This window comes from Kitasatospora sp. NPDC093102, assembly GCF_040683915.1.
Classification (GTDB): domain Bacteria; phylum Actinomycetota; class Actinomycetes; order Streptomycetales; family Streptomycetaceae; genus Kitasatospora.
The window spans coordinates 1-10,747 of sequence record NZ_JBFBFA010000021.1; the positions used below are offsets into that span (position 1 = coordinate 1).

10 protein-coding genes are annotated in these 10,747 nt (G+C 71.3%); 9 read left to right on the forward strand and 1 reads right to left on the reverse strand.

Going from position 1 to position 10,747, the window contains the following annotated elements; all coding sequences use genetic code 11:
* The coding region (locus AB0O11_RS24185) for a condensation domain-containing protein (protein ID WP_363390620.1) at positions 1-254 on the reverse strand (254 nt) is incomplete at its 3' end.
* A 327-nt stretch (positions 255-581) separates the two neighbouring features.
* Between AB0O11_RS24185 and AB0O11_RS24190 the strand changes: the two genes are divergently transcribed.
* The 9 genes from AB0O11_RS24190 (at position 582) to AB0O11_RS24230 (ending at position 10,684) form a co-directional block, all read left to right on the forward strand.
* Positions 582-1,784, forward strand: a complete 1,203-nt coding sequence (locus AB0O11_RS24190; protein ID WP_363390623.1) for a pyruvate carboxyltransferase — start codon at positions 582-584, stop codon at positions 1,782-1,784.
* Positions 1,781-3,256 carry a 3-isopropylmalate dehydratase large subunit gene (leuC, locus tag AB0O11_RS24195; protein WP_363390626.1) on the forward strand — a complete coding sequence of 492 codons (1,476 nt, stop codon included), beginning with the start codon at positions 1,781-1,783 and terminating at the stop codon, positions 3,254-3,256. The genes AB0O11_RS24190 and leuC overlap by 4 nt, the downstream gene beginning before the upstream one ends.
* Positions 3,253-3,891 carry a 3-isopropylmalate dehydratase small subunit gene (gene leuD, locus AB0O11_RS24200; protein ID WP_363390629.1) on the forward strand — a complete coding sequence of 213 codons (639 nt, stop codon included), beginning with the start codon at positions 3,253-3,255 and terminating at the stop codon, positions 3,889-3,891. The genes leuC and leuD overlap by 4 nt, the downstream gene beginning before the upstream one ends.
* A complete protein-coding gene (locus AB0O11_RS24205) occupies positions 3,888-5,042 on the forward strand; it encodes a pyridoxal phosphate-dependent aminotransferase (protein WP_363390631.1) in 1,155 nt (384 codons plus the stop codon). The genes leuD and AB0O11_RS24205 overlap by 4 nt, the downstream gene beginning before the upstream one ends.
* Before the next feature lie 45 nt (positions 5,043-5,087).
* On the forward strand, positions 5,088-6,125 hold the full coding sequence (locus AB0O11_RS24210) for an isocitrate/isopropylmalate family dehydrogenase (RefSeq protein WP_363390634.1): 1,038 nt from the start codon (positions 5,088-5,090) through the stop codon (positions 6,123-6,125).
* A gap of 63 nt (positions 6,126-6,188) precedes the next feature.
* Positions 6,189-7,214 carry a TauD/TfdA family dioxygenase gene (locus AB0O11_RS24215; protein ID WP_363390637.1) on the forward strand — a complete coding sequence of 342 codons (1,026 nt, stop codon included), beginning with the start codon at positions 6,189-6,191 and terminating at the stop codon, positions 7,212-7,214.
* Positions 7,215-7,299: 85 nt separating this feature from the next.
* Entirely contained in the window at positions 7,300-9,090 is a 1,791-nt protein-coding gene (locus AB0O11_RS24220) for a non-ribosomal peptide synthetase (protein WP_363390640.1), read from the forward strand.
* Positions 9,091-9,148: 58 nt separating this feature from the next.
* Positions 9,149-9,910 carry an alpha/beta fold hydrolase gene (locus tag AB0O11_RS24225; protein ID WP_363390643.1) on the forward strand — a complete coding sequence of 254 codons (762 nt, stop codon included), beginning with the start codon at positions 9,149-9,151 and terminating at the stop codon, positions 9,908-9,910.
* Positions 9,911-9,937: 27 nt separating this feature from the next.
* Positions 9,938-10,684 carry an aspartyl/asparaginyl beta-hydroxylase domain-containing protein gene (locus tag AB0O11_RS24230; protein WP_363390646.1) on the forward strand — a complete coding sequence of 249 codons (747 nt, stop codon included), beginning with the start codon at positions 9,938-9,940 and terminating at the stop codon, positions 10,682-10,684.
* Positions 10,685-10,747 lie beyond the last annotated feature (63 nt).

A 10,747-nucleotide genomic window follows, 5' to 3' on the forward strand; every position in this document is an offset into this window, starting at 1 on the left:
TTGCTGAGGTCGAGGTGGTCGACGGTGACGTGCCAGGGGTCGTCGATGATCTGGACGGGGTCGCCGTCGGGGCCGGTGGTGAACCGGGTCCGTAGGACCTCGTGACGCTCCACGAGCGCGTCCAGCGCGGTGTTCAGGGCGGTCGGGTCCAGGGGGCCTTCGACGCGGAAGGCGGTGGGGACCACGTACTCCGCGCTGCCCGGGTCGAGCTGGTCCAGGAACCACAGACGCTGCTGCGCGAACGACAGCGGCACCTCCCGCACCCCTTCCCCACGACGGGGAATCCGGACGGCCGCACTCGCGCACCGCATGCGAGAAAGAAGGCGTGCCTCGGAAGAGAAATCACCCATTAAAATCACTCCTTGATTCACCGCTCGATGCAAATGGAATTGCGCGTTGAAGCCCATTATCCAATAGCCCTCCATTCGCTCGCTATCGGCGCCCTATTTCGCTGGAAAGGCTTGACGGAGGGCCCTCCGGACTGCGTAAAGTCTGGGTCGCTGGCCACAAGCCCCCGCCGCCGCACAGTTCGACCGTCCGGTCCTGTGCCCTTATGGCGGCGTTCCCGAAAGAGGCGAAAAATGACTTCGAACTCTCCTGCCCCCGCACGCCGGCTCCGGGTCTTCGACTCCACGCTCCGCGACGGCGAGCAGGCCCCCGGCAACGCGATGAACCCCGAGCAGAAGCTCGAACTGGCCCTCGCCATCGAGGCCACCGGCGTCGACACCATCGAGTCCGGTTTCCCCAGCTCCTCCCCGAGCGACCTCGAGGCCACCAAGCTGATCGCCCAGGCGCTCACCACCGCCAAGGTCGCCACCCTCAACCGCGCGGTCCGCGAGGACATCGAGCTGGCGGCCGAGGCCGGCGGCATCGACCACCAGGTCCAGATCATGGCCACCGGCAGCGACGTGCACCTGGAGCACAAGCGCGGCCTCACCCGCGTCGAGGGCATGAAGGAGATCATCGACAGCATCAAGTTCGCCCGTGAGCTGGGCTTCACCGACATCACCCTCGGCATCGAGGACGCCAGCCGCGGATCCGACGACATGCTGCGGCCGCTGATCGAGGCGAGCGTCGAGGAGGGCGCCCGTACGGTCGCGCTCGCCGACACCACCGGCTGCCTCATCCCGTCGGAGTTCGGCGCCCAGGTCGCCCGGGTCCGCTCCTGGGTCCCCGACGACGTCATCCTCTCCACCCACTGCCACCAGGACCTCGGGCTCTCCCTCGCCAACGCCCTGGCCGGCGTCGAGGCGGGCGCCGACGAGGTGCAGGCCACCCTCGCCGGAATCGGCGAGCGGGCCGGCAACACCCCGCTGGAGGAGCTCGCCGCCGTCCTCCTCTACAAGGGCGAGCAGCTCGGGGTCACCAGCCGCCTGCGCACCGAGAAGCTGTACGACGCCTATCTGATCCTCGGCCGGATCATCGGAATGTCCGCCCCGCGTAACAAGGCCATTTTCGGAGAAAACGCCTTCGCGACGCAGGCCGGTATCCACCAGGCCGGAATGCTGCGCAACCCGGTGACGTACGAGTACGTGGAGCCGCACCTCTTCGGCCGCGAGCGCGGAATTCTCATCGGCCGCCACTCCGGGCGCAACGTCATCCGGAACATGTTCGACCAGATGGGGCTGGGCGTGGAGCGGGAACTCCTTGACGAGATCTACGACACCTACATCGCCGGCCGCAAGGACGGCACCTGCATCGAGCTGGGCGAGTTGCGCCAGATCATCACCGGCCGGCTGCGCCGCGCCACCGCCCCCGCCGAGCTGGCGGTGGCCGCGCGATGACCGCCACCACCGTCGAACGCAACCTGATCGAGAAGGTCTGGGAGAGTCACATCGTCGACCAGGCGCCCGGCGAGCCCGACCTCCTCTACATCGACCTCCACCTGCTCCACGAGGCCAGCTCCCCGCAGGCCTTCGACGGCCTCCAGCTGGCCGGACGCCGCGTCCGCAGGCCCGACCTGGCCCTCGCCCTCGAGGACCACAACGTGCCCACCAACACGCTGTTCGTGAAGGACGCGATGGGCAGCGCCCAGCTGGAGCGGCTCCGCGAGAACTGCGAGGAGCAGGGCATCGAGCTCTTCTCGCTCGGCGACGACCGGCAGGGCATCGTCCACGTCGTGGCCCCGGAGCTCGGCTTCGTCCGCCCCGGCATGACCGTGGTCTGCGGCGATAGCCACACCTCCACGCACGGCGCCTTCGGGGCCCTCGCCTTCGGCGTCGGCACCAGCGACGTCGAGCACGTCCTCGCCACCCAGACCCTCGCCCTCCAGCGGCCGAAGACGATGTCGGTGGAGTTCGTCGGCGAACCGCCGGCGGACGTCACGCCGAAGGACCTGATCCTCGCGCTCATCGCCCACATCGGCGCCAACGGGGCCAACGGATACGCCATCGAGTACCGCGGCAAGGCCGTCGAGAACCTCTCCATGGAGGGGCGCATGACGGTCTGCAACATGAGCATCGAGGCCGGCGCCCGCGCCGGGCTCATCGCCCCGGACGACACGACGCTGGAGTACCTGCGCGAGCGCTGGGACCCGGCCGCCGAGGCCGACTTGGAGGAAGCAGCCGCCTACTGGCGGTCCCTGCGGACCGACGAGGGCGCCGCCTTCGACCGCGCCGTCGAGCTGGACGTGACCGGCCTCAAGCCCTTCGTCACCTGGGGCACCAACCCCGGCCAGGCCGTCCCGCTGGACTCCGAGGTCCCCGCCCCCGAGTCCTTCGGCACCGGCGCCGAGCGCGACGCCGCACGGCGGGCCCTGGAGTACATGGGCCTCGAACCGCACGTCGCCCTGCGGGACATCGAGATCAACACGGTCTTCCTCGGCTCCTGCACCAACGGCCGCATCGAGGACCTGCGCGCCGCGGCCGACGTACTCCGCGGCCGCAAGGTGGCCCCGTCGATCACCATGCTGGTCGTCCCCGGCTCCATGGCCGTGCGCGCCCAGGCCGAGGAGGAGGGTCTCCACCAGGTCTTCCTCGACGCGGGCGCCCAGTGGCGGCTCTCCGGCTGCTCCATGTGCATGGGCATCAACGCCGACCGCCTCCAGGGCATCCAGCGCGTCGCCTCCACCTCGAACCGCAACTACGAGGGCCGCCAGGGCACCCACGCCCGCACCCACCTGGTCTCGCCGGTCGTGGCAGCCGCCACCGCCGTCGCCGGCCGCCTGGCCGCGCCGACCGAGCTGCCGGCCCCCACCGACACCACGACCGCCGACCCGATCGGCGGCACCACCGAAGCGCAGGGGAAGAAGGCATGAGAGAGCCGCTGAAGGCGCACACCGGCCAGGCCGTGGCGCTGCGCAGGGACGACGTCGACACCGACCAGATCATCCCCGCCGAGTTCTGCAAGCGACTGACCAAGTCCGGTTACGCCGACACCCTGTTCGGCCACTGGCGCAAGGAGGACGACTTCGTCCTCAACCAGCCGGAGCACCAGAGTGCCAGCGTCCTGGTCGCGGGCCACAACTTCGGTACCGGAAGCTCCCGCGAGCACGCCGTCTGGGCGCTGCGCGACTGGGGATTCCGCGCCGTCATCGCCACCAGCTTCGGCGACATCTTCCTGCGCAACGCGCTGAAGAACGGCCTCCTCGCCGTGGCCCTGCCGGTGCCGGTCGTCGCCGAGCTGACCGAACTGGCCCTCGCCGACCCGGCGTTCGAGATCACCGTGAACCTCCAGGAGCTGACCGTCAGCGCCGCCGACCGGACCTGGGAATTCGAGGCAGACCACCGCGCCCGCTGGCTGCTCCTCAACGGCCTCGACGACATCGACGTCACCCTCCGGAAGGCCGACGCCATCGCCGCGTACGAGGCCCGCCGCCCGGCCTGGATGACCAGCATCGCCCGCGGTGCCTTCTCGTCGCCGGACGCGGCGAAGCTGCGGCGGGCATCATGAGGCCGGCGGTCTCCGCCCGGGCGGACCGGGTCCCCAAGGGCAGCCTCGCCGAGCTGTTCGTGCTGGCGCGGGCCCGCGGGGCGATCGACCTGGCGGTCGGCACCCCCGAGGCGCCCGAGACGCCGCGGTCCCTCGTCGAGGAGGCGGTACGGGCCCTGCGCGGCGGCGCCAACCAGTACGAGTTCCCCCAGGGCGGCGCGGACGTCCGGCGGGCCATCGCGGAGTCCTTCGCGACCCCTGCCGACCCGGACACCGAGCTGACCATCACGGTCGGCGGCACCGAGGCGCTGTGCGTGGCTCTGTTCTCGCTGGTCGACCCGGGCGACGAGGTCGTCCTCCTCGACCCGTACTACGAGAATTTCCTCGGCGCCGTCGAACTGGCCGGCGCGCGGCCCCGGTTCGTCCGGATGCGCGAGCCGGGCCCGGACAGCCCCGACTGGCGGCTGGACCCGGAGGAGCTGGCCGCCGCCTTCGGCCCGGCCACCCGGGCGGTCATCCTCAACACTCCGGCCAACCCCACGGGCCAGACCCTCACCGCCGAGGATTTGGAACTGATCGCCGCGCTGTGCGAGCGGTGGGACGTGACCGTGATCGCCGACGAGGTGTACTCCCAGCTCGTCTTCGACGACCGGCCGCACCTCTCGGTCGCCGACGTGCCCGCCCTGCGCGACCGCAGCGTCGTCGTCGGCTCGCTGTCCAAGAGCCACGCCATCAGCGGCTGGCGGCTCGGCTTCCTCCGGGCCCGCCCCGAACTCACCGCCGTCTTCCGTCGGGTCCACGAGATCACCACCAACGGCGCAGCTGCCCCGCTCCAGCTGGCCGCGGGCCTCACAAACCTCTTCGACGCGGGCACCCTCACGGCGGCGAAGGAGCTGTCCCAGGCCCGCGACGAGATGGCGGACATCCTGACCCGGATGGGGCTGACCTTCCGGATGCCCCAGGGCGGCTGCTTCATCCTGGCCGACATCCGCAGCGCCACCGACGACGACTGCCGGACATATGCGCGGCGCGTCCTGGCAGAGTCCTCCGTGCTCCTCGCGCCCGGCACCCCGTTCTTCGCCGATGAGGAGCGCGGCCGGAACTACGTCCGGGTGGCGTTCAACCGCACCCCCGAGACCCTCACGGCCGCACGCCGCCGGCTGCTGCCCTGACCGCAGGCCCGACCACCCGACCCCGCAGAAACGGTGAGACCCCTCATGACGAAGACAGTGGCCGTCATCCCCGGTGACGGCATCGGCCCCGAGGTGACCCGCGAGGCCCTGGAGACCCTCGACTCGCTCGGCCTCGACCTCCGCTTCGACGTCCTCGACCACATCAACGCGGACACCTACCTCCGTACCGGCGTCTCCCTCTCCGACGAGGACTTCGAGCGGGTCAAGGCCAGCGACTCGGTCCTCTTCGGCGCCATCGGAGACCCCCGCGTCACCACCTCCGACTACGGCCGCGGCGTCCTGCTCCGCCTCCGCTTCGACCTCGACCTGTACGTCAACCATCGTCCCGCCCAGCTGCTCCACGAGAAGCTGAGCCCGCTGCGCGACGACCGCAGCCGCGGCATCGACTGCGTCATCGTCCGCGAGAACACTGAGGGCCTCTACACCGACATCGGCGGCGTGCTGCGCAGCGGCACCGAGCACGAGACCGCCATCGACGCCGACGTCAGCACCCACATGGGCGTCTCCCGGGTCATGGAGTACGCGTACTCCATCGCCAAGCGCGGCGTCTGCATGGTCGACAAGTCCAACGCCGTCCGCCACGGCGGCCAGGTCTGGCAGCGCGCCTTCAAGGAGGCCGCCGCCCGCCGCCCGGACCTGCGCTCCACCCACCTCTACGTCGACGCCGCGGCGATGAAGTTCATCTCCGACCCCTCGCAGTTCGACGTGATCGTCACCAACAACTCGTACGGCGACATCCTCAGCGACCTCGCGGCCATGCTCGCCGGCGGCCTGGGCAACGCGGCCTCCGCCAACATCAACCCAGTCACCGGGTTCGGCCTCTACGAGCCGGTCCACGGCAGCGCCCCCGACATCGCCGGCCAGGGCATCGGCAACCCCTTCGGCGCGATCCTCAGCTCCGCCCTGATGCTCGAGAACCTCGGCTGGGCGGCCGAGGCCGGCGCGCTCCGCCGGGCCGTCGGGGTGGCCATCGGCGCCGGCCAGGTCACCCCCGACCTGGGCGGGAACCTCGGCACCAAGGAAGCCGGAGAGGCGCTCCGCAACGCCCTCGCGCAGGTCTAGCCGAAGGCACACGGAGCACGCCACCGCCCCGATCTCCCGACAACACCACGAAAGGACACCCTGGTGAGCACCACCACCGTACGAGAGGCCGCCGCGCTCGACTGGCGGACGGCCCCCGGCAAGCCGGCCACGGCGGAGGCCCCCGCGTTCGCCGGCATCGACGAGGCATGCGCCTGGCTGAAGGACCGCCTGCCCGAACTGACCGCGGCCCTGCACGTACACGGCGCCCTCTACCTGCGCGGGCTGCCCGTCCGGACCGTGGAGGACTTCGCCCGGGTCCGCGACGTCCTCGTCCCCGAGCGCACCCCGTACCGCGAGAAGGCCACCCCGCGCAGCAGCTTCGGCGACGACGTCTTCTCCTCCACGGACCTGCCGCCCTCGCAGTCCATTCGCATGCACAACGAGAACAGCTACACGCTGACCTTCCCCCGGGCGCTGCTGTTCGGCTGCCTCGTCGCCCCCGCCGAGCAGGGCGCGACCCCCGTCGCCGACGTCCGCCAGGTCCTGGCCCACGTCCCGCCGGCCCTCGCCGACAAAATGCGCGCCCACGGCTGGCTGCTGCATCGCAGCTACTCGGAGTACATCTCCACCGACTGGAAGACGGCCTTCGCCAGCGAGGACCCGGCCGACGCCGAGCGCTACTGCGCCGAGAACCTCATCGCCCTGGAGTGGCAGGAGGACGGCAACCTCCGCACCAGCCAGCTCCGTCCGGGCACCATCCACCACCCGGACACCGGTGAGGAGGTCTGGTTCAACCACCTCGTCTTCTGGAACGAGTGGGCCCTCGACGAGGAGCTGCGCGAGACCCTCGTCGACGAGTTCGGCCGCGAGGGCCTGCCGTTCAACACCTCCTTCGGCGACGGCACCCCGCTCACCCGCGAGGAGCTGGACGCGCTCCAAGAGGCGTACGACAAGGCGACCGTCCGCGAGCAGTGGCAGGTCGGCGACGTGATGCTCGTCGACAACATCCTCACCTCCCACGGCCGGGACCCCTTCCGCGGCGACCGCAAGATCGTCGTCGCCATGGGCAACCCCATCGGGGTCGAGGAGTGCCGGCCCTCCGTCGCGCCCGCCGCCCGTTTCGCCTGAGTGCCACGCGATACGCGTCCTCCGCACCCTCCGCGCCTTCCGGCACCCATCCCACCGGCCCGTCCCGTACCAAGGAGCGTCCTCCATGACCGCCGCCCCGCACGAGCCGCCGCTCGACGCGCTCGCCCGCTTCCTGCGGGTAGCCCGAAGCCACCCCGACCGCCTCGCCGTCCACGGCCCCGACGGCGCCCTGACCTTCGCCGCCCTCGAAGAACGGACCCGCCTCCTCGCCGGCGAGCTCATCGCCCTCGGCATCACCCCCGGCGACCGGATCGGCGTCCACCTCCGGCGCGGCACCCAGCTCGTCGTCGCCCTGCTCGCCGCCTGGCGCGCCGGGGCCGCCTACGTCCCCCTCGACCGGGCCTACCCGCACGACCGGCTCGCCTTCATGGCCGAGGCGGCCGGCATCCAGGCCCTCGTCACCGACGACCCCGCCGCGACCGGCTTCGCCCCGGCGGGCGTCGTCACCGTCGACCCGGCCGCCCTGCCCGGGCGCACGCCCGTCCCCGTCCCCTTCGATGACCTGCCGCCCGCCGACGCCGCCGCGTACGTCATCTTCACCTCCGGCTCCACCGGCCGCCCCAAGGGCGTCGCCGCCACCCGCGCCGGAGTCGCCTCCCTCCTCGCGGCCCTGGAGGAGTTCGGCGCCTACGCCGACGAGCCGCGCACGGTCGCCTGGAACGCCAGCGTCTCCTTCGACGCCTCCGTCCAGCAGTGGGCCCGCGTCTGCCGGGGCGACAGCGTCGTCGTCCTGGACGAGGACATCCGCAAGGACCCCGAGCGCCTGGAGGAGCTGCTCGACCGTCTCGCCGTCACCGACCTCGACCTCACCCCCTCGCACTGGGAGATGCTCCGCACCGCCCTGCTGCACCCCCGCGCCGACGGCCGCACCCTGCGTCTCTTCATGGGCGGCGAGCCCGTCCCGGAGCGCACCTGGTGCGAGCTGTCCGCCGCGGCCGCCGAGGGCGTCCTCGACGCGGTCAACCTGTACGGGCCGACCGAGTGCACCGTCGACGCCACCGCCGCCTGGATCACCGGGCCCGGCCCGCACATCGGCGACGCCCTGCCCGGCAACGTCCTACGCATCCTCGATGAGGAGGGACGGCCGGTCCCCGACGGGGAGAGCGGCGAGCTGTACATTGCCGGCCCGCGCCTGGCCCTCGGCTACGTCAACCAGCCCGAGCTGACCGCCGAGCGCTTCCCGCAGGATCCGTTCGGCGTGCCCGGCACCCGCATGTACCGGACGGGCGACCTGGTGCGGCGCACCGCGCACGGCCTGGAGTTCCTCGGCCGGGCCGACCGGCAGGTCAAGTTCCGCGGCTACCGCATGGAGCTGGGCGAGATCGAGTACGCCCTCGCCTCCCACCCGGACGTCGCCAGCGCCGTCGTCCTGGTCCGCGCCGACGACGGCGGCGACCGGCTGGTGGCGTACGTGGTCCCCGCGGCGGGTGCCGAGCCGAGCCCGGCGGCGCTGCGGACGTACGCGGCGCTCACTCTCCCGGAGTTCATGCTCCCCTCCGACCACGTCTTCCTCGACGCGCTGCCGCTGACTCCCAACGGCAAGCTGGACACCGCCGCCCTGCCCGCCCCCGAGACCTCGGCCGCGCAGGCCGCGGGGACCGCCGGCCGGGCTCCGGCCACCGAGACCGAGCAGCTCATCGCGGGCGTCTGGTCCGAGGTCCTGGGCCGCCCCGAGATCGGCGCCGACGACGACTTCTTCGCACTCGGCGGTCACTCCCTCATGGCGCTCCGCGTGATCGGACGCCTCAAGAAGCACCTGCGTCGGCCCGTCCCGGTCAAGGACATCTACAAGCACCCGCGGCTGAGCAACCTCGCCGCGTACGTGGACAGCCTGCGCGACACGACCGCCGCCTGAGCCGACCCCTCCCACCGAACCCCCGACCGAAACCCCCACCGTAGAAAGGAACCGGACCGTGCAAGACACCATCGTGGTCCGTCCCCGGCAGGTCCCCGACGCGCGCCTCAGGCTCATCTGCCTCGGCTTCTGCGGCGGCGGCGCCGGATCGTACGTGCCGTGGGCGGACGTGCTTCCCGAGGACGTGGAGCTGGCCGCGATCTGCTACCCCGGCCGCGAGGGCCGCTTCGCCGAGGACTGCGCCGAGAACTGGGACGAACTCGCCGAGGACGCCGTCCAGGCCGTGCTCTCCGCTGCCGACCGGGACTACGTCCTCTTCGGCCACAGCATGGGCGGCTGGATGGCCTTCGACGTCGCCGCCCGCATCGAGGAACGCGGCGGCCCGGCGCCCAGGGCGCTCGTCGTCTCCTCCGCGAACGCGCCGAGCCGGGGCCTCACTGTCCAGGACATGTTCCCCGCCCGGCGGGACACCGACGAGCAGATCATGCACTGGATGGAGACGTTCGGGCTGCTGCCCCAGTACGTCCTCGACGACCCGGACCTCCGTGACATGGCCCTGGAGCTGATGCGGGCCGACGTACGGGTCCGCGACACCTTCTACTACCGCGACGGCTCCACGGTCACCGTCCCCGTCCACGTCCTCAGCGGGGACTCCGACGAGGTCATCGACGCCCGCGCCCCCGAGCAGTGGCGGGCCCTGGCCGCCGGCGACTACCGCCACGACGTACTGCCGGGCGGCCACTTCTACACCCCCGAGATCTGGGCCTCGCTGCCCACCCGGATTTCCGCCCTGTACCCGGAGCCGGCCCTCGCGGTCTGACGGACGCACGGGCCGAAGGAGACAGACATGACCCCCGAGATCGACCAGCTCTTCCAGGACGTCAAGGACCGGCACGGAGCCGACTCCATCACCCGCGTCGAAGAGATGCTGTACATGAAGCAGCAGGAGCGCCACCCGCTCCAGCGCGACGCCAAGTGGGTCATGCCGGGGATCTCGCAGACCCCCTGGCACGACCCGTACGGACACCCCGAGATCGAGCCGGTCGTCCGCGCCTTCGAGGCCGGGCACGCCGCCATCAAGCGGGAGCTGGACGAGGCATGGGCTGAGCGCAAGAGTGCCTTCTCCGACTACGAGCACTACCTGACCCGGCAGGAGAACTGGCAGGCCCTGTACCTGTTCCGGGACGGCGCCCCCGTCGAGTCCTCCGCGCCGCTCGTGCCTACCGCGTACGAGATCCTCACCCGCGAGGTCGTGGAGCAGGGCAAACTCTGCCCCCTTCTGGAGAGCCACTTCTCCACCCTGCTGCCCGGCGCCTCGATCGCCCCGCACTGCGACCTGTGGAACTTCAGCATCAACCTGCATCTCGCCGTCGACATCCCCGAGGGTTGCGGCATCACCGTGGCCGGCGAGACCCGGCAGTGGAAGGAGGGCGAGTGTCTGCTCTTCGACTACTCCTTCGTGCACGAGGCCTGGAACGAGGGTGTGCGGCCGCGCACCTGCCTCCTCGTGGACCTGTGGCACCCGGAGACGACCGTCGCCGAGCGCGAGGCCCTCGTCGGCCTCATCACCGAGATCCGCAAGCTCATGGCCTAAGGGCTGCCATTCCTGCGTAGCAGCCCGGCAGCAGCCCGCTTGACCCATCCGGAATTTCTTTTC

Coding starts and splice junctions, on each gene's coding strand:
- AB0O11_RS24190 (WP_363390623.1), top strand. CDS start 582: ATGACTTCGAACTCTCCTGCCCCCGCACGCCGGCTCCGGGTCTTCGAC.
- leuC (WP_363390626.1), top strand. CDS start 1,781: ATGACCGCCACCACCGTCGAACGCAACCTGATCGAGAAGGTCTGGGAG.
- leuD (WP_363390629.1), top strand. CDS start 3,253: ATGAGAGAGCCGCTGAAGGCGCACACCGGCCAGGCCGTGGCGCTGCGC.
- AB0O11_RS24205 (WP_363390631.1), top strand. CDS start 3,888: ATGAGGCCGGCGGTCTCCGCCCGGGCGGACCGGGTCCCCAAGGGCAGC.
- AB0O11_RS24210 (WP_363390634.1), top strand. CDS start 5,088: ATGACGAAGACAGTGGCCGTCATCCCCGGTGACGGCATCGGCCCCGAG.
- AB0O11_RS24220 (WP_363390640.1), top strand. CDS start 7,300: ATGACCGCCGCCCCGCACGAGCCGCCGCTCGACGCGCTCGCCCGCTTC.
- AB0O11_RS24230 (WP_363390646.1), top strand. CDS start 9,938: ATGACCCCCGAGATCGACCAGCTCTTCCAGGACGTCAAGGACCGGCAC.